The sequence below is a fragment of the Sphingomonas oligophenolica genome, assembly GCF_039522915.1.
GTDB classification, from domain to species: Bacteria; Pseudomonadota; Alphaproteobacteria; order Sphingomonadales; family Sphingomonadaceae; genus Sphingomonas; species Sphingomonas oligophenolica.
This window is the reverse complement of the sequence record NZ_BAAAEH010000017.1, coordinates 34,114-56,017: the sequence shown is the minus strand read 5'-3', so window position 1 is coordinate 56,017 and position 21,904 is coordinate 34,114. Positions and strand designations below refer to the sequence as shown.

Sequence of the window (21,904 nt, the reverse complement as noted above, 5' to 3'; positions counted from 1 at the left end):
AATGAGCGTTGATCCCCATTTGTCCGGCCTTTCCGGCACCGTCGTCCACGACGTCGTCGTGCCCGCGCGGGCGCCGTGGCTGCACCATGTCGCGGCCGGACAGACCCTGCGAATCGTCGACCTGGAGGGCAACCAAGCGGTCGATTTTCTCCTCTACGCCGCCGCCGACGATGCGGAACGCTACAGCGCGCAGGACACGGTCGCCGCGCAGGGAAACCTCTTCCTTCGCGAGGGCACGGTGCTGCGATCGAACGAGGGCCGGCCGATGATGACCATTGTCGCCACGTCAGTCGACTATCACGACACCATCGGCGGCGCATGCTCGTGTGAATCCAACACGCTGCGCTATGGTCATCACACCAAGGCCGAGCACGCCTGCGTGGAAAACTTTCTCGAAGCGAACCTCTCCGAAGGGAGAGGCAAGCGCGACATCGTCTCCAACATCAATTTCTTCATGAACGTGCCGGTCGAAGAAGACGGGTCGCTCGGGATCGTCGACGGTATATCCGCGCCCGGCCTGACCGTGGACCTGCGCGCGGAGATGGATGTCATCGTCGTCGTCTCCAACTGCCCGCAGATCAACAATCCCTGCAACGGGTTCAACCCCACGCCCGTGCGCATGATCGTGACCGCATGACCTTCGATACCGTTCTGATCGCCAACCGGGGCGCGATCGCTACCCGCATCATCCGCACGCTGCGGCGCATGGGCCTGCGCTCGGTCGCGGTATATTCCGAAGCGGACGAGGGCTCGCTCCACGTTTCCCAGGCGGACGAAGCCGTCTGCATCGGCGGCGCGCGCGCATCAGAAAGCTATCTCAACATCGCCGCGATCCTGGAAGCGGCGCGCAGGACGGGCACCGGCGCCATCCATCCGGGATACGGCTTCCTTGCGGAGAATGTGGATTTCGCAGAGGCCTGCGCCGCCGCCGGCATCGTCTTCATCGGCCCCACGCCGGACAATATCCGCACCTTCGGCCTGAAGCACAGCGCGCGCGCGCTCGCCGCCGCCCATGACGTTCCGCTGGCGCCCGGCACTGACCTCCTTACGGATGAAGCCGAAGCGGTGCTGGCCGCGCAGGATATCGGTTTCCCGGTGATCCTGAAGGCCACCGCCGGCGGCGGCGGCATCGGCATGCGCATCTGCGAGGACCAGGAGGCCGTCCGCGAGGGATTCGCCGCCGTGGCCCGCCAGGGCCTGGGCAATTTCGGCGATGCAGGCGTCTTCCTTGAACGGTACGTCAGGCGAGCCCGGCATATCGAGGTGCAGATATTCGGCGACGGCAAGGGCCGGATCATGCCGCTCGGCGAACGCGATTGCTCGCTTCAGCGCCGCAACCAGAAAGTCGTCGAGGAGGCTCCGGCGCCACTGCTGCCCGATACCGTGCGCCATGACCTCATCGCGGCTGCGGTCCGGCTTGGCGAGGCGGCGCAATACCGGTCGGCGGGTACGGTCGAGTTCCTCTACGACGCCGAGCGTGAGCAGTTCTTCTTCCTTGAGATGAACACCCGCCTCCAGGTCGAGCACGGTGTCACCGAGGAAGTGATGGGCATCGACCTTGTCGAATGGATGATCCGCGGCGGGGCCGGGGATTTCGCCTTCCTCGATGCCGAGCCGCCCAGGCCGCAGGGCCATTCAGTCCAGGTCCGGCTCTATGCGGAGGATCCGGCGCTCGACTATCGCCCCACGTCCGGCACGCTGACCGCCGTCGGATTTCCCGCCGACATCCGGGTCGAGACCTGGTGCATGGCGGGCAGCACGGTCAGCGCCTGGTACGACCCGATGCTGGCGAAGCTGATCATGCACGCCCCGACCCGCGTGGAAGCGGTGCTGGCCGCGCAGGCGGCCCTCGAGCACAGCCGCATGGACGGGATGGAGACGAACCTGCGATGGCTCCGCGAGGTGGTGCGATCCCCCGCATTCGTCAGTGGCGAGGTTTCGACCCGTGTCCTCGATGATATCGTCTATGCGCCGCGCAGCATCCGGGTGATCAGCGGCGGCACGGCGACCACCGTGCAGGACTGGCCGGGCCGGCAAAGGCTCTGGGCGGTCGGGGTCCCTCCGTCGGGGCCGATGGACGACCAATCCTTCCGTCTCGGCAACCGGCTGCTGGGAAACCCGGAAGGAACGGCGGGCCTGGAGATCACCTTCACGGGGCCGACACTGTCGTTCACTGCACCGGCGCGCATCTGCCTGACAGGCGCTGACTTCGGCGCGACGCTCGACGGCGTTCCGCTTCCGCGCGGCGAGGCGATCACTGTCGGTACCGGCCAGACGCTGGCTCTCGGCCGCGCCTCGGGCGGCGGCATGCGGGGCTATCTGCTCGTCGCGGGCGGGTTCGACATCGCGCCGTATCTTGGCAGCCGCAGCACGTTCGAGCTCGGCCAGTTCGGCGGCCATGCCGCGCGCCGGCTGCTGGCCGGCGACACGCTGCACCTGGCTGGCGAGGCCACCGGGGAGCCGCTCTCCTCGGTGAAACTCCCCGATCTGTCGACCGAGTGGACCATAAGGGTGCTTTATGGTCCGCACGGCGCGCCTGACTTCTTCACTGACGAGGATATCGACGTGATCGTGGCCGCCGAGTGGCAGGTCCACTATAACAGCAATCGCACCGGCGTCCGCCTTGTGGGGCCCAAACCGCGATGGGCCCGCGCTGACGGCGGCGAGGCGGGCCTGCACCCCTCCAACATCCACGACAATCCCTATGCGATCGGCGCCGTCGACTTTACCGGCGACATGCCGATTATCCTCGGCCCGGACGGCCCGTCTCTCGGCGGCTTTGTCTGCCCCTTCGTGATCATCGCCGCCGATCGCTGGAAGATCGGCCAGCTGGTTCCCGGAGACAGGGTCCGCTTCGAGCCGGTCAATATCGCGGATGCGGCGATGGCGGACACGTTGCAGCTCAAGCTGATCGCAACGGGCACGATGCCCGGTTCGGGTCCCGCCCGGCCACTGGATACGCTCTCCCCTATCCTTGCCGAGATCGCCGAACGGCCGCGCTGCCCGCGCACCGTCTATCGCCAGCAGGGCGACCGGAACATTCTGGTCGAATATGGGCCGATCGTGCTGGATATCGAGCTGCGCATCCGGGTGCACGCCCTGATGACTGAGCTTGAACGGCTCGCACTGCCCGGCATCGTCGATATCGTTCCCGGCATCCGCTCGCTGCAGGTCCATTTCGACGGTGCAGTGCTAAACCAGCGCGCGGCGCTGGCCGCACTGATCGCCGCCGAGGAACGGCTGGGCGATCTCGAGGACTTCACCATTCCCTCGCGCATCGTCCATCTTCCGCTGAGCTGGCGGGATCCGGCGACGATCGAGACGATCGAGAAATATATGGGTGCCGTCCGCGCCGACGCGCCCTGGTGCCCGGACAATATCGAGTTCATCCGGCGGATCAACGGCCTGCCCGACGTCGCGGCGGTGGAGAACCTGATCTTCGAGGCGAACTATCTCGTCCTGGGCTTGGGCGACGTCTATCTCGGTGCCCCGGTCGCGACCCCGGTCGATCCGCGGCACCGGCTCGTCACGACCAAGTATAATCCGGCGCGCACCTGGACGCCGCCCAATGTCGTGGGCATCGGCGGCGCCTATATGTGCATCTACGGCATGGAAGGCCCCGGCGGCTATCAGCTCTTCGGCCGGACCATCCAGGTCTGGAACACCCATCGCCAGACCGACGCCTTTATCGAAGGAAAGCCGTGGCTGCTGCGGTTCTTCGATCAAATTCGCTTCTACCCCGTGAGCGCGGAAGAGCTCACCGACTGGCGGCGCGACTTTCCAACCGGCAGGCGCTCGATCCGCATCGAGGAATCGGAATTCCGTCTCGCCGACTACCGTACCTTCCTCGCGCAGAATGCTGAGCCGATCGCAACCTTCGAGGCACAGCGACAGGTCGCATTCGCGGAGGAGCGCGCCGAGTGGCAACGGCGCGGCGAGTTCGACCGGATCACTGACCTGGCGGAGGCCGAGGCGCCCCAGGCCGATCGGATCGATATCCCCGACGGCGCCGATCTCGTCGAGGCGCCCTTTGGCGGGAGTGTCTGGAAGCTGCTCGTTGCGGTCGGAGACGAAGTGAAGGCCGGTGATACGATCGCCGTCCTCGAAGCCATGAAGATGGAATGCGCCGTCGGCAGTCCGACGGCGGGAACCGTCTCGGCGCTGTACGTTCGGGAAACCCAGTCGCTCCAACCCGGCGCCCCGATGGTGGCGCTCACGAGGCACACATGACGATGATGGACCGGCGCAGGGCGGCCGCAATCGCCGCCGCCGTCAATAGTGGGCGGACGAGTGCCGCCGCCGTGGCCGAAGAAACGATGGCGCGCATCGCTGTCTATGATGCCGTCCAGCCGCGGATCTGGATCAGTCGGGCGACACGGGAAGAGCTCGTCGCGGCGGCCCGCGCCGTCGACGCGCGCCTGGCCGCCGGAGACGTCCTGCCGCTGGCCGGCGTCCCGTTCGCGGTGAAGGACAATATCGACGTCTCCGGGTTCGAGACCACCGCGGCGTGCCCGGCCTTCGCCTATCGCCCCCAAGCTTCCGCCACGGTCGTGGGACGCTTGCTGACGGCCGGGGCCCTGTGCGTGGGCAAGACCAATCTCGACCAGTTCGCCACGGGGCTGAATGGCACACGCAGCCCTTATGGCAGCCCTCGCAACGCGTATAATCTCGCCTATGTCAGCGGCGGATCGAGCTCTGGCTCGTCCGTCGCCGTGGCGGCCGGGCTGGTGCCTTTCGCCCTCGGGACCGATACTGCGGGTTCGGGCCGCGTTCCGGCGGCCTTCCAGCATCTGATCGGGTTCAAGCCGAGCAAGGGGCGCTGGAGCACGCGGGGCCTGGTACCGGCATGCCGCACGCTCGACTGCATCACTGTCTTCACTGACGATATAGCGGACGCCCGCCTGATCGATCAGGTGGTGGCTGACTTCGATCCGGCCGATCCCTGGTCAAGGGCGCTGGCAAACCGGCCGCTCGGGCGCAGGACAATCGGTGTCCCGCGCCGCGATCAGCGCGTCTGGTTCGGCGATGCGGAGTCCGAATATCTCTACGACCGCGCGCTTGAGAAGCTCGCCGGGCTGGCTGACATCGTCGAGATCGACCTGACGCCGCTCCAGGAGACCGCGCAGCTGCTTTACAGCGGCCCCTGGGTGGCTGAGCGGACCGCCGCCATGGCGGGCATCCTGGCCGACAATCCCGGCGCCGTCGATGCGACGGTTCGCGCCGTGGTCGAGCCGGGCGCGGCGATGAGCGCCGTCGAGCTGTTCAACGGCATCTATCGCCTGGCCGAGCTCAAGCGCCACGCGGACACGCTCTGGACGGAAATCGACATGCTGGCGTTCCCGACGACCGGCACCACTTATCGCGTCGCCGAGCTCCTGGCGGCGCCGGTCGCGCTCAACAGCAATCTCGGCTTCTACACCAACTTCGTGAACCTGCTGGATATGGCCGCTGTCGCCGTGCCCGCCGGGATCCGCGCCAATGCGACGGGTTTCGGCATCACGCTGATCGGCCCGGCTGACAGCGACGTCGCGCTGCTGGATGCGGCGGATGCGTACATCTCAGTGGCGGACCTTCCGTCACCACCGCCACTCGATCTGGAGGGTAAAATGCAGACCGTGAAACTCGCTGTTGTCGGCGCTCATCTGAAGGACATGCCGCTGCATTGGCAGCTCACGTCCCGGGAGGCCAGGTTCGTCGGGGCTTTCGAGACCGCACCGACCTACCGGCTCTACGCCATGGCGGACAGCGTGCCGCCCAAGCCCGCGCTGGTGCACAGCGAAGATGGTGGACCGATCGCCCTTGAAGTGTACGAACTCGGCGTCGCCGAATTCGGCAGCTTCGTGGTCGAGGTGCCGGCACCGCTCGCCATCGGCACGGTGATGCTTGCTGATGGCAGCAGCGTCAAAGGCTTCGTCGCCGAACCCCGTGCCATGACGGACGCCGAGGACATCACCCGGCTGGGGGGATGGCGCGCCTATATCGCGCAGCGCGGCTAGCCGGGCCGGCTCAAGGCAAACTGCCAGCAAAATAAAGGGGGCTAAGAGATGCAGAAGCTTCGGATAGCAGTCATGTCAGCAATCATCGGCTGTACCGCGACCTCACCCGCCGCCTGGGCACAGGATGAGCAGGTCATTTCCGTGCCGGGCTTTGCTGACTTCCTGGCGGTCGATGGGAAGACCGTCTGGGCGACGAACCATGGACGGGTTGAACGCTGGTCGCGGCAGGGCAAGCTCGCTGAAGTCGCCATGTCCCACCCGTGCGGCGCCATGGCCATTGCGCATCACAGCTTGTGGGTTGCCGATTGCAAGGACAGCACGCTCAACCGGATCGACACGCGGACGGGGGAGAAAACCGCCATCATCGCCACGGGCATCGCCAACCCCAGGGGCGAGCTGAACGTTGTGGCGGGGTCCGGATCGATCTGGGTCGCAAGCGACGCGAAAGGGGTGATCGCCCGCGTTGATCCCGCGAGCAATCGCGTCATTGCCTCCATTCCCGTCAATCCGGGAACCTATTATCTGGCCTTCGGACATGGGTCGCTCTGGGCGGTCAGCAGCGAACGCCAGTCGATTCAGCGCATCGATCCCCGTACCAACACCGTCGCCAGGACCACGGCGCTGGGCAAGGAACCCGGCTTTCTCGCCGCCGGCGCCGGCGCTGTCTGGGTTCAGGAGCAGGGCGACGGCACGGTGGCCCGTCTCGACTACCGGAGCGGTGAGGTCTCGGGTCGCATCAAGGTCGGCGATAGCTTGAAATATGGGGACATCGACACGGGCGGCGGACAGGTCTGGCTCCGCACCACTGACGAGCAGACCTTCGTCGTGATCGATCCGAAAACCCTGTCGGTTCGTGCGCGTGTGGGAAAGCCGGAAGGGAGCGGGGCGCTGCGCTATACGCATGCGGGCCTGTGGACATCGGCCCATGACGTCCACACCCTGACCTGGTGGCCCAAACCGGCGCGGTTCAAGAAATGATCTGGTCCGCAGCCCGGCCTCCGGGCTGCGGACAAAGGCAAAGCTCAGCGGGCGGACGCCAGATGGACCGGCGAGGCAATCGCGGCATGCGCCGTGCGGCTCTCGATCTGGGCGCGGACATCCGCAATCACCGCGGTGCGGCAGTCTTGCGCCTTGCGCTCGAGGTCGAGGTGCACGCTTGCGAGACGATCGCCGCATACTGCGCGCGCGGCCTGATCCATGCGGATGGCGAGACGCTGCTGCCCGTCGGCGGTCGAGAGATCAAGCCCCCTGAGATTGAGGGTCGCCTTGTCCTGGGCGAAGGGGTTGTCGGTGGCGCCTGCGGATGCCGAGGTCGCCAGGGCGAATGCCGCCAGGGCCATGAGGCCAGTTTTCATCATCTTCTCCTGTACGTAACGGCGTCGCTCTCCGGCGACTGCGGCCCACATAGTGCGAGGCAATGAAAGTTACAATGCTGATCGAAGATTTGTGGTTTTATTACTTAGCGTAAGGCTGGGTATTACTTGGCGCTGACGACCAGCATGGCAAGTTGCTCGACCTGTCCAAGCAATCCGATCGGCAGATCCACCTCTGCCTTGGCGTCGGTCCGGGTTTCGGCATCGACCACAGATACGGTAATCGTTCGCGCGAAGGGGGCGGACCATGCCCGCACTGTAGCGACAGGCACGCGGACGCTCCATTTACGGGCTCCGTTGGCGGGAACCGCGCGCCCGTTGATGCTCACCGTCGATGCCGCGTTCGCGCGGCGCCCCGTCACGAGCAGGCAACTCCCGGCCTCGCAGGTCACCAGCCGCGTCCGGGGTTCGGTCGCGGCATAGGCTGGCGAGGAGAAGCCGGCGACAAATAGTGCAGCCAGACCCGATATCCGCGCGCGAGAATAAGACGGAATGGACATGGCGGGTGCTCCTTTTCAGTCGAGATCGACGCCGGCTTCTTCGAAGAAGCGTCGGACTGGCTCCAGCGCCGCCGCGTGCTGCTTCCACCGCGCAACCGAGTCCCGGTAGATCGGTTGGCGGACCTGCGCGGCGCTGGGGGTCGAGACCGGGGCATCATTGGTGTGGAACGACAGGCAGTCGTTCGACCATGCGAGTCCGCAATGGGCCAGGAGCAGCCGGGTCTCCCCCTCCTGGTCGGCGACCAGATCCTCGTAGCGCACTTCGATGACGCGGCCCGGCAAGGCGTCGCGCCACAGGCTCATCAGCCGGTCGAAGCGGACATAGTAAGCGGCGATGTCGAGGAGATCGTAGCTATAGTCGTAATAGCGCGAGCTGACCGCAAACAGATTGCGGAAATTGCTGAGCACCGTGTCGATGGGATGGCGGCGCAGGCAGACGATCCTGGCCGAGGGCAGCGCGTGCGCGATGAAGCCCGCATAGTAAAAATTGCCCGGAAACTTGTCCGTGAACCTAAGCGCAGGGTTGCGTCGGTGATGACGCGCGCGCCGCAGGTAGTCGTGCCCGATCGCCCCCATGTCGCTGATCGCGGCCGCTGCGATCGTTTCGGGGTCCATGACGATCGGGCTGCGGGTGCCCGCTGCCGTCTTCACCGCAAGGGGCATTGCCTGCAGCTCGCCCGCGCTTTCGACGTCCGGATGCGATGAGAGGATACGGTCTACAAGCGTCGTGCCGGTGCGCGGCATGCCGATGATGAAGATCGGCGCATCCGCCGGCGCCCGGGTCGCAGGCTGCGCTGCCTGGCTCGGCCAGTGCGCTTCGATTGCATCGAAGATCGCGGCATCGCGTGTGAAGCTATAGGGCAGCGTCCTGCGATGTTCGGCATTCGCCGCGCAAAGCCTGTCCAGCGCCGCGCCCGGCTGGCCGATATCTTCCAGCTCCTTCGCAAGCGCATAGCCGAGCAACAGCCTCGCGCGTCCGTCCCGTGACCCGGCATGTGTCCGAATGAGCCGTTCGACATGATTTCGCGCCGGCGTCTGCTTGCGCAGCCCGGCGAGGAGGTGATGGGCGCGGGCATCTCCCGGCGCCAGGGCGATCAGCGCCTCCAGCGCGGCGTCGGCCTCGTCGGTCCGGCCCAGAAAATTGAGGGTCGCCGCCAGATTGTAGCGATATTCGGTGTTTCGGGGTTCGAGCCGCGCTGCTTCGGTAAAATGGGGGAGTGCAGCGGCGTGGTCGCCGAGGCGGGCATAGACGCAGCCCATCGTATCGCGGCTGAGCGCATCGCCGGGCAGCGCCTGCTCGGCGTCATGGAGCGTCGCGGCCGCGTCACCATCGCGGCGAACGAGCGTGAAGAGCCTGGCCAGTTGTGCGCGATATTCGCCCTGCGGATCGAGCGCCACCGCCCTGCCGACATGCTGGATGCCGACCTGAACGCGACCTGCGCTTGATTCCGCGATGCCGAGGAGGAAATGGCCTTCGGCATCCCTGGGATCTTTGGCGACCAGTGTCGCGGCAAACTGGTGGGTCGCGTCGAGGTCGCCTCGGGAAAGCGCGTGCCGCGCAGCGCTGATCTGTCCCGAGCGCGCGGCTGTCATGCGGTCGCGGTGCCGCCAGCGCTATCCCTGGAATCGCTGCCACGAACATCGCCGAGCTCCACCGGTCCAGTCGCCGGCAGTCCACCGCTGGGCAGGGGCACTGCCCGCCGGGCTTTGTAGGCATCGATCATCGACTGGAAGGGGAACAGCGTCTGCTCCCAGATCGACAGGCGCTTGCGGTCCCCCTGGCCCACCAGCACGCCTTCGCCTTCGCGATAGGTACCGAATATGCGATCGAGCAGGATCAGCGAATTGCCGAAGTTGGAGCGGGTGCAATCATAGTCGGTCGAATGATGCAGGCTGTGGTGCCGGATCGTCGTGAAGAAGAACGAATACCAGATCGGCGGGTCGGAGCGCACATTGGCATGGGCAAAGGTCGATACCACGCCCGTCGCGCCGTACGCAGCGAATATGGCGGTGTTGTCCAGGTCGAACAGCGCAACCACGCTGAGGCTGATCAGAAACAGCTCGATGGGATTGCCGACAGCGCCCTTTGCCGCATTCAGCTGGGTGACGTGGTGATGCGGCGCATGGGTGAGCCAGAACGGGTGCCAGTTATGCATCAGCCGGTGCATCCAATATTGCCCGAACTCGATCAGGAAGAAGACCAACGCAACCTGGGCCAGCCATGGCAGGTGCATGGCCCATTCGGTGGAAATGCCCAGCGAGGCCTTGGCGGCCTTCAAAGGGTCTTCGGCCAGCTTCTGCGTGATCCAGGAAATCACGGTTGCACTCAGGACGACATAGAAAAGGTCGGTGAAGAATTCCCGCCGGTTCATGCGCCAGCCGACATGCCGTTCGTTGACAAACTCGAGCAGCAGGACGGTTAGCGTGATGACGGGCGACACCACGATGAGAGTCCACGGATTCTTCAGCAACACCTCCGGTCCGAATGCCCAGAACATCAGCACCGCCGCGAGCATTGCAGGCGGAATCAGGTTGAAGATCGTGTTCCTCGTGCTTTGCATCCGCAGCTCCGTTCAGAGCTGCCAGTCTGCGCTGCGCTGCGTCATGAAGGCAGGCGCAAAGTTATGATGAAAGGCATAGATTCAGACTATGCCCTCTGCTTCGCACGGACGCGCCTGATCACTTCGTCCCAAAAAAGCTGAGTCGCGGTATCCCGCGCCGGCTGAGCGCGTGCGAGGAGGAAAATGTCGTAGAATGGCTCGGAATCGGCATGGAGCAATGGCCAGAGCCTTCCCTTGGCCACATCATCCTCCGCGACATAGATCGGGAGGAATCCGATGCCGACGCCGTGAACGATCAGGCGACGCGCCTCGTTTATGTCCTCCGCCAGCCCGTTCACTTCCGTGCCCAGCCGATAGCGGCGCCGCAGCTGAGTGATCAATTCGATCTCGTCGTCGCCAGTCAGCACGAACCCCTCATCCTTGAGCTCGTTGAACCGGCTCACGCGATAGCCGAAATAGGGGTGGCTCCGCGCGCAATAGAGTTGTTGGCGCTCCACGAGCAGCGGTTCGTACATCAGGCTACCACGAACGCCGTTGTCATAGCCGACGCCGATCTCGACTTCTCCGCGCTCGAGCGCATCGAGCACCTGGCGCCACGGCGAGACCCGGATCTCGATGTGGATCTCGGGATTGCGGCGGTGGAAACTGGCAATGGCCTCGTCGAACTCCACCGATACCAGCCCGGATACGATCTGGATGCGGACGATGCCTTCGACGCGCTTGGTCGCTTGCGCGATCTGGTGCGGCATCATTCTGGCCGATTCGAGCATATCCTCGCAGAGTGCCATCATTGCTTTGCCGGCCGCGGTCATCTCCACGCCGGTGGCGGTGCGGCGCAGGAGGCTGGCTCCGACATGCTCCTCGAGTCGTTTGAGCGCGGCGCTGATGCTCGGCTGCTGTCGATTGAGTTGCCGTGCGGCGGCCCCGATGCCGCCGGCCCGAACGATGTCCACGAAAGTCCGCATCAGGTTCCAGTCGACCCGGCTCGCGAACTTCTTGTCGGTCAACGGCGTCGGATCGCTCATGCATCGCCTTTCCCTGTCGCGACCTGCCGCCGGGATGCTTGCGTCATCACGGATCGCGCGAGGTCGTCGCACGGTCATAGATCAGATTGATGCAAAATATAATATCGCAATGTCTGCGGCTATGCCTTTCGACTGATCGGGTCCTGCCTCCTCCCGGTCGCGCCTATCTCGATGCTCGACGGCGGCATGCCCGGGGCCGGCTGGCCGTCGCCCGCGATCTGGACCGGCGCACCGGCGAGTTTCCTGGGCCGCGCGGCACCCCGGCGCCCGGACATAGACAGCATCTATGAGCTCCATATCATAATGGCGTCTGGCGTGATGAGGCCCATTCACGATGCTGAATTGATGCGACGTCCACTGCGCTGCGGCAGCTCCTCATCCCATGGCGTGCCGAGCAAACCGCAGGAGACCGGGCTAGCATTATGAGGGCAGGCATATGGACGGAGTTCGCGTAGGCAAAAGGCTGATAGGCACCCAGGCGCCGGTCACGGTGGGATGGGAAAACATACCCCGGGTCGAAGGTGGCCCGGTGAAGCAGTTCGTATTCACCTGGTTCCAGCCCACAATGCTGTTCGCGCTGATCCTGTTCTGGTATTACGCACCCAATTCCATCGCCAAGGCATCGACCGCTGTTGGTATCGGCATCGGCTTCAAGGTGGTGCTGCTGGCGCTCGAATGGGTCAACCCGCGCTACGAGAGCTGGCGCCTGACCTGGAAGGAGGCGGCCACCGACCTGTTCTATGTCGGGCTCACCTATACGCTGGTCCGCATGGTCGACAACTATATCGGCAGCGACGCCGTGATTGACGCCGTTCAGCACAATTTCAACTGGGACAAGTTGGCGTGGTTCACGGGCTTGCCGTTGCTGGTGCAGGCATTGCTGATTTCATTCATCGTCGATTTCGGGCAATATTGGATGCATCGCGGGATGCATAACTGGTACCCGCTATGGCTGCCCCATTCGGTGCATCACTACATCACCCAGTTGAACATCAACAAGGGCGCGGTCGGCAACCCTGTCGAGCTTTTCCTGATCGGCCTTGGCCTCGACGGATTCTTCAACTTCCTGCCAAGGGCCGCCCTCCTTGCCGGCGCATTCGGCCTGGCGATCGGGACCTACCAGCACATCAATGTTCGCTTCAACACGCCGCGCTGGTGGCGCTTCCTGTTCAACACCACCGAGCATCACAGCCTGCATCATTCGCAGGACTATGAATCCACCCGGTGCAATTATTCCGGCACCTTTATCTTCATCGACCGCCTGTTCGGCACCTGTATCGACGGCGAGGCCGAGCTGCTGGGCATGGAAGGCGGGCGCCGCATGTCGATCCGCGAGCAGATGACCTATCCGTTCACCGAGGGCTGGAAGTCGATCAGAGAACGATTTGGCAGGGAGCGATCTGGCGAGCCCGTGGCGGTGCCGGCCGAGTAACGGAACCGCTCCGCTCGCACACTCCCGCCACTTGAGCCCTGCTGCATCGAAAAGCTCTCTCAAAAAAGGAGATCCTGTGAACCTGCGCTTCATCGACTGGATCTGGCACGTCAGGGGCAGCCTGGCGCTCGCCCCCGAGCAATCGAGCGACGAAGCCTTTGGCAGGCTCGACCCCTTGTTCCGCCAGCCTGGTACCTGCCACGACCGGACAAAGGACACGCTGACTTTCTGCAAGAAGGATCAGGCGGCCCAGGACAAGATGTCTGTTTTCGATGGTGGCGTCCTGCAGGTCGAAAAGGGCGTGGCCGGGCCTGTGCTGCGCTACCATCTGACCAGCCGGGCATTGCTTTTCTGCTTTCTGGCGCCGCTGCTGTTTCTGGGCTTCGCTCAGCTTACCATAGCCCTTGGCAAGCTCGAAAAACCGTCAACCGAAGCTGCGGGAAAATCCGGGAAAGCTTCGGACGGGGCGAAAAAGTCCGAAAAAAAGCATGCAGCGCTGCCGCAAAACCCGATCGATAAAGCCCTGGGTTCACCCGCTCCCGAAAAGCCTAAAATAGAGGGCGCCGACGAATCTGAAAAGGAAAAAAAGAAATATTCACCCACGGCCGCCTATGTCTTTGCGGGGATCTTCGCCGCTCTCTATCTCATCGGTCGAATTCTCGAAGATCGGCTGGTCAAGGCGCGATTTAAAAAGAGATTGCTGGGCTCATAGCCACGATTCGAGCCGCCTCAGCGCCTAGGCCACCTGTTCGCCTGAGGTTGGGCAAGCCCGCCTCCTAATATGCAGGGCAGAGACCCCACCGGGCTGGTCTGGTGCGATCTCCTGCATGGAGGCGAACGATGAACCAGTTGGTGAAGTAATGTCGACGAAACGGTTCCGATGCTGGCGCGAATGGCCGCAAAACGGCGGACCGGATATCGAGCCCTCGGCTATACGATAGAATAATATCGTCTTGAGGTGAGCGATCATGGTGGGAGTCCTGTAGCGGTCGGAAACGATGCGCTGGGTGCTGTGAACACAGAGCAACCTTGCAAAACTGAGCCGCAATGCACCCGTGCCGCCGGCGGCCTGGATCATGGCGACGTCGCCGTCGTGCCGCCCGAGCAGCAGCTGACCCATCACCCGGACGAACGTCAGGTCACCCGCCAGCGCGAGATATTCCTTGCTGCGCCGCTGCGCGGCCAGTTGCCGCTCAGCCTCGTGAACCGCGGCAAATGCGTGCGATCGGCCGTCGTCGGCCCTGAACACGCCGACGCCGAGGTCGATCTTCTGCGGTCGCTAGTCCGCCTTGAACCGGTCCATGACCGCATGAAGCGGGTCGGCCGCGGTTGGTGTCAGGCAATCGAACAAGAAGGACCCCCTTGCGTCTCGGCCCCACGCTGTTGCGCAGCGCGCGCCGCGATGATCTCGCCGGTGATGCCGGCCTTAGTGGCCGATTGGATCCCATTGACAGAAAGATCCTCAACGAACTCCAGGCTGATGCATCGCTGGCGATACAGGAGCTCGGCGACAGGGGCGGCCTATCGACCAATCCATGCTGGCGGCGAATCAAGCGGATGGAGGAAGCCGGCGTGATCGAGCGCCGCGTCGCGATCATCAATCCGCAGGCGCTGGGGCTCGGCGCGACCGTTTTCGTCTCGATCCGGACGAACAAGCACAACCGCGAATGGCTCGACACGCTGGCCGCCGGGGTGGAGCAGATTCCAGAAATCATCGAATGCCATCGCATGAGCGGCACGGTCGATTATCTGCTGAAGGTCGTCGTGCGCGACATCGCCCATTACGACGATGTCTATCAGCGGCTGATCAAGCAGGTGCCGGGGCTGGAGGACGTCAGCTCGACCTTCTCGATGGAGCGCGTCAAGTTCAGCACCGCGATCGACGCGGTGCGGTGCGCGTGACCACGACCGGTCCGGTTCGCGCCCCTAGGGCTCGCCCCGGTTGGCGGTGAAGGCATCGCCGAAATAGAATTGCATCGCGAACTTGCGCCATAAGGCGAGTGCACCGCGCACGTCGTGAATGGTCGTATGGGCGCTCAATTCCATCCCGAGCCCGCGATAGACGGCGAAGTTGAGCAGCCTGAAGTCCTCGAACTCCCTGCCGCTCGAAACGCCGGCCGCCTGGAGCGCCGCGCCGAGCCATTGCCGGACGCGCATATCGAACATCTCGTAGATCGGCCGGGTCAGCGCATCGAGTTCGGGATCGTTACGCCGCGCCAGGTGGATTTCGAACGACGCGGCCATTTCCGGCAGGTGGATGATCGCATCGGTCGTATCCATGATCGCGTCGATCGTCTCCCGTGGCGTCGACGCGGTGCACAGCGCCTGTTCGAACGCGGTGAGCTGCTGCTCGCTGAAGCGCTCGACGACGGCCGCCATCAACTGCGCCTTTGACGGGAACTGATGGTTGAGCGCACCCGTGCTGACCCCGGCCTCTTCGCGGATCGCCGCGATCGTCGCACCGGTATAGCCATTGGCATTTAGGATGCGCAGCGCTGCATCCAGCACCAATCGACGCGTGGTGTTGCTGCGTTCCGCATGCGAGCGCGGCCCCCGCTTCACCAGCGGCAGGTCGGCAGCTTTGCCGGTCGTCAGGACGTCCCCACCGTCGCGACTTGCCATGTTCAAGTACCTCCGCTCCACCGACGCATTTAGAACCCTCGTTCCCTGGAGCGCAAACCCGTCCGTACGCTGCCTATCATCCACAAAACCTGCGCGAATAAAAGCCTTGACCGGACACATATCCTGTCTAGGATAAACATCCTGTTAAGGTCAGACGTCCTGTTTATCGGCAATCCGGTCCTTCACTGCAGCCGCAAGCAACCGGAGTTCGTCGATCAAGATATTATAAAGGCGAGAAAAACGCCTCCAAGCCACGCAGGAAGAACGCCAAGATTGGGGAGAGCAACATGAACAAGACTCTACGCACGCTCGCGCGGCCAGTGCTGCTCGCGTCGGTTGCATCGATTGCGATTGCGAGCCCGGCGTCGGCCAAGGATGGCCCGGCCTATGCCCAGCCCGCCGATGCGGCGGCATCCGCGCCCCAGGCGACGGCCACGGACGGGAGTAGCGACATCGTCGTCACCGCGCTCAAATCGTCGGGCCAGACGACGGTGAACGCCCCGGCAGGGATCAGCGTCATCCCCGGCGCCAAGATCGCCGACCTGAACGCGTCGTCGCTCAAGGACTTCCTGGCGCAAACCCCGGGTCTGGCGATTGATGCCGGCATCGCAGGGTCACAGGCGATCGGCATTCGCGGGATCAACCCGTCGTTCGGGTCGGCGTCGGTCGGCTTCTATGTCGACGACCTGCCGTTCAGCTTCATCAACGTCAATATCCTGCCCGACATGAACCCGTTCGATCTCAAGTCGATCGAGGTGCTGCGCGGGCCGCAATCGTCCCTCTACGGCGCGGGCGCGTCCGGCGGAGTGGTGCGGATCCGCACCAACGATCCCAACTCGACGAAACTGGGCGGCACGGTCGAGGCCTATGGCATGGCGACCAAGGGTGGCGCCAACAGCTATGGCGTGTCGGGCGTCATCAACCTGCCGCTGGTCAAGGACGTGCTCGCGTTCCGCGGGTCGGTATCCTACCAGGATCTCGGCGGCTGGATCGACGACGCGTACAAGGCGCCGGGCGTCGATCCCGATTTCGGCAAGGACGTCAATGACGAGCAGAAGCTGGTCGTGCGCGGCAAGCTGCTGCTTCAGGCGACCAGCCGCTTTTCGATCGAGGCGCTCGCGAATTATTCGCGCGACGACACGGGCATGCTGCCGCTCGCCGACGATGCGGGCAAATTCCCGAAGACGTTCAGCACCAACAGTACCGAGAGCTTCACGCAATACGGGCTCAAGCTGAACTATGACGCCGGCGCGGTGCGGATCACCAACACGACCGGCTATATCGATGCCCGCCGCGACTTCACCTACCCCGATTACGCGTCGTTCGAGCAGATCAGCAGCGTCAAGTCGCTCTCGAACGAATTCACTATCGGTTCGCAGGGCAACGGGCGGCTCAACTGGGTCGGCGGCATCTTCTTCCGCGATATCAAGCAGCGCGTCGCAATCGATTTCACAAAGATCGGCCTGCCCTTCAGCATGCCCGACCGCGCGAGGGCGACCCAGCTGTCGGTCTACGGCAACGTCACCTATCAGATCGTGCCCCATGTGCTCGATCTCGCGGTCGGCGGCGGCTACGCATACAACCTGAGCAATCTGACGACGAGCTTCGTCCTGAACGCCAACGGTCAGGCGCTGGTCGCTGGCGGCACCCCCGCGTCAGCGTTCCTGCCTCCGGCGTCGCCGGGCAAGCGGATCACTAGCAACATCTTCAGCCCGAAGGTCAGCCTGACCGTCCACCCGCGCGAGGGCATGTCGCTCTATGCGGTCTATTCCGAAGGGTTCCGTGCCGGGTTCAACGACAACGGCTTCTCGACCTTTTTCGCACGGAGTGCGATCGCGGCGGGCGGCGGCAATCCGGCGCTGATCACGGGTGCGGTGAACCCGGAAAAGGTCAAGGCGTACGAGGTCGGCGCCAAGGCCAATCTCGGCAGCGCAGTCTATGTCGAACTCGCATTGTTCCAGAACGATCTGCGCGACGCGCAACAATCGTCGGTGGTGGTCGATCCGGTGTCGGGTGTCACCACCAACGCCGCGCTCAACATCGGCACCGCTCGCACGCGCGGCGTCGAGTTCCAGCTGACCGTTAAGCCGGCGCCAGGCGTTAATTTCGGCGTCACTAGCTCGTATATCGACGCGCGTGTGACCAGCGACACGCGAGTCGGCAACACGCTGATCTTCCGCAAAGGCGACCGGCTGAACGGCACGCCCGAATGGACGATCGGGGCGAATGCGGGCTTCCGGGCGCCAATCGGCAGCAAAGGCCTGCTCCTGACGGGCACGACCAACCTGCTTTACACGTCGGAGCGGACCACCTCGCAGCTCGGCATCGCGCCGTTCGCCGGCGATGCGGTCACCCGGCTCGATGCCCGGCTGCAACTCGAGAAGGGGCCGGTGACGTTCTACGTGTTCGGCCAGAACCTGCTCGACGATGACGGCCGCATCTCGCCCAGCGTGCTGTCGTCGCTCGGCTATGCCGCGTCGGCGCAAAATCGCGGCATTCCCATCGTCGGGCTGATCGGCACGCGGCTGCGGCCGCGCACCTTCGGCCTCGGCGCGCGGTTGTCGTTCTAATTCCATCCCTCGCAATCAGGAGACCGTAATGTCGGACCTTACTGCGGCAAAGAGTTGGACGGTCACGGGCGACGTGGCACCGACCGGGCGGGTGTCGTTCCGCACCGTTGGCGAGCCGGGCATCGACATCGGCACCGTCTCACCGATCGAACAGCTGCTCGGCGCGGTCTGCTCGTGTTTCGGGCAGACCTGCCTGGCGCTGATGCAGTTTCACGGCCTGGCGCCAGTCGGACTCCGTGTCGTCTGCCACGGCCACAAGCCGGCCGGGTCGCTCGTCGGCAAGGGGCTCGACCAGCTGCGGCTGGACATCAGCTTCGCCGGTTCGCTCAACGGTCGTGAGCCGCGCATCATCGACGACGCGAAGAAGCTGTGCACGGTCACCAACTCCCTGTCGAAGGACATTGCCGTCTCGGTCGCGTTGACCGACGGCATTGCGGCGTGATCCTGGTCTGGATCCTGCTGGCGATTGCCCTGCCGGTTGTGGCGGTGATGTTGGGTCGCCGCGGCCTGCAGGGCGTCGTCGCTGGGCGGCGGCGCCTTCCCGGCGAGCATGCGATCGACGAGCTGACGACATGGCAGATCGGCGGGGTACCGCAGGCGGTACAACTGCGCGGCAACGACGCTCGCAACCCGCTGCTGCTCTACCTGCACGGTGGCCCCGGCATGCCCGCCATGCCGTTCGCGCACGCCTTTCAGCGCGATTGGGAGGATCAGTTGACAGTGGTCCATTGGGATCAACGCAACGCCGGCAAGACGCTGGCGCTCAACGGCACTGAACCTGGGCTCGACCTCGCCTGCTACGTCACTGACGGGCTCGAGATTGCGCGCTCGTTGGCGGCGCGCTTTCCGGGCCAGCCGATCGCCTTGCTTGGCCAGTCATGGGGATCGGCGATTGCGGTCGAGATGCTGCGCGCCGCGCCCGATCTGTTCGCCGGCTATATGGCGATCGGTCAGGTCTCCGACTTCCTGTGCGCTGAGCGCTACGGCTACGAAACCGTGCTCGCCGAGGCGCAGCGACGGGGCGATGAAAGGAGCATCGCAACGTTGACCGCGCACGCTGATTACCCCGCGAACGGGTCGCTGACGAAGGCGTCGCTGGGCGCGGTGCGCGGTGCGGAGATGAAGCTAGGCTTCGGGCACCACACCAAGCCGAACATCATGCTCAAGATGCTCGGTACGGCCTTCGCCTCACCCGACTATCGATGGCGCGACCTCCTGACTTTCTTCAACGGCCACGCTCAGGCCGTTTCGGTCGATATCGCACTGGCCGAATTGCCGCGATTCATTGGCCGCGCTCGCGGCGCGCGGATCGCCTGCCCGGTGGTGATGGTCGGCGGCGAGTATGACCTGTTCACCCCCACACGGATGGCGCGAGAGTTTTTCGACACGATCGAAGCACCGTACAAGAAATTCGTCGAGGTGCCCGGCATGGCGCACTTCGGGGTCAATGAGAAACCGGCTGTGATCCGCCGGGCACTGTTCGAAACATTGCTGCCCGCCGTCAACCGGCACGTCCTGGCCGAAGGCGGCCATCCCTCCCACCAATGAGGCCAACATGACCGATACAGCTATGCTCGACGCGGCCCTGTTCCACGCATCCTATGCCGAATGCCGCGCGGCGTTCCTGGCGGCGGCGGCAGCGGCCGACGCCCAGATGCTGCGCTTTGAGCACCCGTCGGCGCGTCGCCCGGCCAGCGAGGCGCTGACGATGGACGCCGCGTTGATCGGCCCGGCGGATGCGAAGCATTTGCTTGTCATGTCGTCGGGAACGCACGGCAGTGAGGGGTTTGTCGGCAGCGCGCTGCAAACCGACACGCTGCGTCGTCTCGATCTGTCCGCGCTGATGCGCCAGGACATCGCCATCCTGATGATCCACGGGGTCAACCCGTTCGGCTGGTCGCACCACAGCCGTACCAACGAGAATCAGGTCGATCTCAACCGCAACTTCGTCGATTTTGGCCGGCCTCGACGCGAGCACCCGCTGTCGGAGGCGATCCAGCGAGTCTCCGCGCTATCGACGCGGGACGGCCCGGACTTTGCGGCAATCTCCGCTGATATGCAGACGCTGATCCAGGCGCACGGCCTGCCCGCGGTCAGCGACGCGCTGCAGTGCGGGCAATATGTCAAGCAGGACGGTGTAGGCTTCGGCGGGTTTACACCGGAATGGTCCAACGTCACGTTACACGAAATCTGGGCGCGATTCTTCGTGGGCCGCGCGGTGATAGGGCTGATCGACTGGCACACCGGGCTCGGCCAGTACGGCGAACCCGTCTTTCTATGCTTCGACGATCCGCAGGGGGCGTCTTACGCGCTGGCGGCATCGTGGTGGGGGGACGAAGCGCTGGCGGCGTCGAACCAATCGTACCAGAGCGGCACCCGCCCGATCTATTCTGGGCTGCTGATAGTCGCGGCTGCGCAGGCGGCGCGTGCCGCAGGGGCAACGCCGGTCGGCGCGGTCGTCGAGTTCGGCACGTTCGATCCCCTGCAGGCTGCACAATGCCTGTGGATCGACCGCTGGCTGCGCAACCAGCCGGTGGATGCCGATCCCGACAAGGTGCGCGCGCTCGATGCGCACGTCTTGCACTTCTTCTATCCCAATGAGCCTAAGTGGAACGAGACCGCGCTGACGAACGGTCGCGCGATCATCGACCGGGCAATCGCGGGCCTCGCCACCGCGTGAGGACCCATTGACCATCGTAGATCAGCGGGAACAAACGAAAACGGGGGAAGGTATGCAGCGGACCTCGTCGCGGCCGGCGCTCGCCCGCGATCCGCGACTGCGGCCGGTAAGGTTCGGCGACAAGCTCGGTTACGCCGCCGGTGGACTGGTCGACGGCATCGTTCTCCAGCCACTCGGCGTCTTCCGGCTCTTCTACCTGACCACCATGTGCGGCATGTCGGGCGCCGCCGTGGGATCGGCGATTGCCGTCGGACTGATCTTCGATGCCGTTGCCGACCCTCTGATCGGATCTCTATCCGACCGGTGTCGGTCGCGCTTCGGACGACGGCTTCCGTTCATGCTTGCGGCGCTCCCGCTGATCGGGGTGGCGCTATTCCTGAGCTTTGGGTTGCCGGCCGATCTGGGCGATGCCGGGCTGTTCGCCGTCGTCGCCGTGCTGTCGATCGCGACGCGCATCGGTCTCTCCTTTCCTCATCCCGCACCAAGCGCTCGGCGCCGAGCTCAGCGACGATCATGCCGAGCGCTCGACCATCATGGCCTGGCGCTGGGCGGTCTACATGGCGGGCGGCATTCTGTGCACAGTGCTGGGCTTCGGAGTATTCCTTGTCGGCCGGCACGGACTGCAGAATCGCGCGGGCTATGCCGGCCTGGCAGCGACATTGGCCGGCATCGTGCTGGTCGGCGGGGCGTTGGCATGCTGGAGTGCGTTCCGGACGCGGGACCGCGAACATGCGCCGCCAGCAGCGCCGATGCCGATCGCGCACATTGCCGGTGAGCTGCGGGAGGTGTTTGGAAATCCGGCATTCCGCTCTCTATTCACCGGGGTATCGCTGTTCTTTATCGGTTTCGGCCTTTACAACGCGCTCGGGCTGCATGCGAACACCTATTTCTGGAAGCTCACCCCCTCGGAAACGCAGGCCGTAACCGGTGCCCTGTTCTTTGGATTGCTGCTCGGCGCGCCGCTCGGCAGACCGTTGCTCCAGCGGCTCGAGAAGCGCACCGTGCTGCTCGCCGGCATCGCCGGTCTGTTGAGCGCGGAGGCGCTACCACCGTTGCTGAACCTGCTGGGTCTGTTCCCAACAGGCGGCCCGTCGTTAGTGACCTGCCTCGCCGGCTTCTCTTTGTTCATGGGCTTGGCGACCGGA

Annotated in this window: 18 protein-coding genes and 1 pseudogene; 12 read left to right on the top strand and 7 right to left on the bottom strand. The window is 64.4% G+C overall.

What is annotated here, in order from left to right; genetic code table 11:
• The first annotated feature begins 1 nt into the window (after window position 1).
• The 4 genes from ABD050_RS10225 to ABD050_RS10210 all read left to right on the top strand — a co-directional run bounded on the left by ABD050_RS10225 (window position 2) and on the right by ABD050_RS10210 (window position 6,974).
• Window positions 2–637 (top strand): urea amidolyase associated protein UAAP2, encoded by a 636-nt coding sequence (locus tag ABD050_RS10225; protein WP_343889207.1) that lies wholly within the window; start codon window positions 2–4, stop codon window positions 635–637.
• Complete coding sequence (uca, locus tag ABD050_RS10220) at window positions 634–4,230, top strand: urea carboxylase (RefSeq protein ID WP_343889206.1); 3,597 nt, start codon at window positions 634–636, stop codon at window positions 4,228–4,230. Before ABD050_RS10225 ends, uca begins: the two co-directional genes overlap by 4 nt.
• Complete coding sequence (atzF, locus tag ABD050_RS10215; RefSeq protein ID WP_343889205.1) at window positions 4,227–5,996, top strand: allophanate hydrolase; 1,770 nt, start codon at window positions 4,227–4,229, stop codon at window positions 5,994–5,996. The genes uca and atzF overlap by 4 nt, the downstream gene beginning before the upstream one ends.
• A 72-nt stretch (window positions 5,997–6,068) precedes the next feature.
• Window positions 6,069–6,974: a Vgb family protein gene (locus tag ABD050_RS10210; RefSeq protein WP_343889204.1), complete on the top strand. Its 906-nt coding sequence runs from the start codon at window positions 6,069–6,071 to the stop codon at window positions 6,972–6,974.
• Between the two features lie 44 nt (window positions 6,975–7,018).
• On the opposite strand, the gene ABD050_RS10205 is transcribed toward ABD050_RS10210, so the two are convergent.
• From ABD050_RS10205 to ABD050_RS10185, 5 genes are all read right to left on the bottom strand, one after another.
• The gene (locus ABD050_RS10205; RefSeq protein WP_343889203.1) at window positions 7,019–7,351 is read right to left on the bottom strand and encodes a UrcA family protein; all 333 of its coding nucleotides are present in this window, start codon (window positions 7,349–7,351) and stop codon (window positions 7,019–7,021) included.
• A 122-nt stretch (window positions 7,352–7,473) separates the two neighbouring features.
• Window positions 7,474–7,869: a hypothetical protein gene (locus ABD050_RS10200; protein ID WP_343889202.1), complete on the bottom strand. Its 396-nt coding sequence runs from the start codon at window positions 7,867–7,869 to the stop codon at window positions 7,474–7,476.
• 15 nt (window positions 7,870–7,884) lie between these two features.
• Window positions 7,885–9,462, bottom strand: coding sequence for a tetratricopeptide repeat-containing sulfotransferase family protein (locus ABD050_RS10195; protein WP_343889201.1), 1,578 nt, complete (start codon window positions 9,460–9,462; stop codon window positions 7,885–7,887).
• The gene (locus ABD050_RS10190) at window positions 9,459–10,430 is read right to left on the bottom strand and encodes a sterol desaturase family protein (protein WP_343889200.1); all 972 of its coding nucleotides are present in this window, start codon (window positions 10,428–10,430) and stop codon (window positions 9,459–9,461) included. Before ABD050_RS10190 ends, ABD050_RS10195 begins: the two co-directional genes overlap by 4 nt.
• 86 nt (window positions 10,431–10,516) lie before the next feature.
• Window positions 10,517–11,455: a LysR family transcriptional regulator gene (locus ABD050_RS10185; protein ID WP_343889199.1), complete on the bottom strand. Its 939-nt coding sequence runs from the start codon at window positions 11,453–11,455 to the stop codon at window positions 10,517–10,519.
• Between the two features lie 436 nt (window positions 11,456–11,891).
• Here ABD050_RS10185 and ABD050_RS10180 point away from each other — a divergent pair, with 436 nt between their 5' ends.
• Both ABD050_RS10180 and ABD050_RS10175 read left to right on the top strand, forming a co-directional pair.
• The gene (locus ABD050_RS10180) at window positions 11,892–12,887 is read left to right on the top strand and encodes a sterol desaturase family protein (protein WP_343889198.1); all 996 of its coding nucleotides are present in this window, start codon (window positions 11,892–11,894) and stop codon (window positions 12,885–12,887) included.
• Between the two features lie 76 nt (window positions 12,888–12,963).
• Window positions 12,964–13,599 carry a hypothetical protein gene (locus ABD050_RS10175; RefSeq protein ID WP_343889197.1) on the top strand — a complete coding sequence of 212 codons (636 nt, stop codon included), beginning with the start codon at window positions 12,964–12,966 and terminating at the stop codon, window positions 13,597–13,599.
• A gap of 24 nt (window positions 13,600–13,623) precedes the next feature.
• On the opposite strand, the gene ABD050_RS10170 is transcribed toward ABD050_RS10175, so the two are convergent.
• Window positions 13,624–14,154: an aminotransferase class I/II-fold pyridoxal phosphate-dependent enzyme gene (locus ABD050_RS10170; RefSeq protein ID WP_343889220.1), complete on the bottom strand. Its 531-nt coding sequence runs from the start codon at window positions 14,152–14,154 to the stop codon at window positions 13,624–13,626.
• Between the two features lie 170 nt (window positions 14,155–14,324).
• Here ABD050_RS10170 and ABD050_RS10165 point away from each other — a divergent pair, with 170 nt between their 5' ends.
• Window positions 14,325–14,789 carry an Lrp/AsnC family transcriptional regulator gene (locus ABD050_RS10165; protein ID WP_343889196.1) on the top strand — a complete coding sequence of 155 codons (465 nt, stop codon included), beginning with the start codon at window positions 14,325–14,327 and terminating at the stop codon, window positions 14,787–14,789.
• 24 nt (window positions 14,790–14,813) lie between these two features.
• On the opposite strand, the gene ABD050_RS10160 is transcribed toward ABD050_RS10165, so the two are convergent.
• On the bottom strand, window positions 14,814–15,509 hold the full coding sequence (locus ABD050_RS10160; RefSeq protein WP_343889195.1) for a TetR/AcrR family transcriptional regulator: 696 nt from the start codon (window positions 15,507–15,509) through the stop codon (window positions 14,814–14,816).
• A gap of 287 nt (window positions 15,510–15,796) precedes the next feature.
• Here ABD050_RS10160 and ABD050_RS10155 point away from each other — a divergent pair, with 287 nt between their 5' ends.
• From ABD050_RS10155 to ABD050_RS10135, 5 genes and pseudogenes are all read left to right on the top strand, one after another.
• Window positions 15,797–18,079 (top strand): TonB-dependent receptor, encoded by a 2,283-nt coding sequence (locus ABD050_RS10155; RefSeq protein ID WP_343889194.1) that lies wholly within the window; start codon window positions 15,797–15,799, stop codon window positions 18,077–18,079.
• Window positions 18,080–18,107: 28 nt separating this feature from the next.
• Window positions 18,108–18,521, top strand: coding sequence for an OsmC family protein (locus tag ABD050_RS10150; protein WP_343889193.1), 414 nt, complete (start codon window positions 18,108–18,110; stop codon window positions 18,519–18,521).
• Window positions 18,518–19,627: an alpha/beta fold hydrolase gene (locus ABD050_RS10145; RefSeq protein WP_343889192.1), complete on the top strand. Its 1,110-nt coding sequence runs from the start codon at window positions 18,518–18,520 to the stop codon at window positions 19,625–19,627. Before ABD050_RS10150 ends, ABD050_RS10145 begins: the two co-directional genes overlap by 4 nt.
• Window positions 19,628–19,649: 22 nt before the next feature.
• Window positions 19,650–20,759, top strand: a complete 1,110-nt coding sequence (locus tag ABD050_RS10140; RefSeq protein ID WP_343889191.1) for a DUF2817 domain-containing protein — start codon at window positions 19,650–19,652, stop codon at window positions 20,757–20,759.
• 52 nt (window positions 20,760–20,811) lie between these two features.
• Window positions 20,812–21,904: pseudogene (locus ABD050_RS10135) on the top strand (MFS transporter); the annotation flags it as partial.

Bases quoted from the DNA above. Each gene is read 5' to 3' on its own strand.
- ABD050_RS10180 (WP_343889198.1), top strand. From the start codon at position 11,892: ATGGACGGAGTTCGCGTAGGCAAAAGGCTGATAGGCACCCAGGCGCCG.
- ABD050_RS10225 (WP_343889207.1), top strand. From the start codon at position 2: ATGAGCGTTGATCCCCATTTGTCCGGCCTTTCCGGCACCGTCGTCCAC.
- ABD050_RS10140 (WP_343889191.1), top strand. From the start codon at position 19,650: ATGCTCGACGCGGCCCTGTTCCACGCATCCTATGCCGAATGCCGCGCG.
- ABD050_RS10200 (WP_343889202.1), bottom strand. From the start codon at position 7,869: ATGTCCATTCCGTCTTATTCTCGCGCGCGGATATCGGGTCTGGCTGCA.
- ABD050_RS10160 (WP_343889195.1), bottom strand. From the start codon at position 15,509: ATGGCAAGTCGCGACGGTGGGGACGTCCTGACGACCGGCAAAGCTGCC.
- ABD050_RS10195 (WP_343889201.1), bottom strand. From the start codon at position 9,462: ATGACAGCCGCGCGCTCGGGACAGATCAGCGCTGCGCGGCACGCGCTT.
- uca (WP_343889206.1), top strand. From the start codon at position 634: ATGACCTTCGATACCGTTCTGATCGCCAACCGGGGCGCGATCGCTACC.
- ABD050_RS10210 (WP_343889204.1), top strand. From the start codon at position 6,069: ATGTCAGCAATCATCGGCTGTACCGCGACCTCACCCGCCGCCTGGGCA.
- ABD050_RS10190 (WP_343889200.1), bottom strand. From the start codon at position 10,430: ATGCAAAGCACGAGGAACACGATCTTCAACCTGATTCCGCCTGCAATG.
- ABD050_RS10155 (WP_343889194.1), top strand. From the start codon at position 15,797: ATGAACAAGACTCTACGCACGCTCGCGCGGCCAGTGCTGCTCGCGTCG.
- ABD050_RS10185 (WP_343889199.1), bottom strand. From the start codon at position 11,455: ATGAGCGATCCGACGCCGTTGACCGACAAGAAGTTCGCGAGCCGGGTC.
- ABD050_RS10205 (WP_343889203.1), bottom strand. From the start codon at position 7,351: ATGAAAACTGGCCTCATGGCCCTGGCGGCATTCGCCCTGGCGACCTCG.
- atzF (WP_343889205.1), top strand. From the start codon at position 4,227: ATGACGATGATGGACCGGCGCAGGGCGGCCGCAATCGCCGCCGCCGTC.
- ABD050_RS10150 (WP_343889193.1), top strand. From the start codon at position 18,108: ATGTCGGACCTTACTGCGGCAAAGAGTTGGACGGTCACGGGCGACGTG.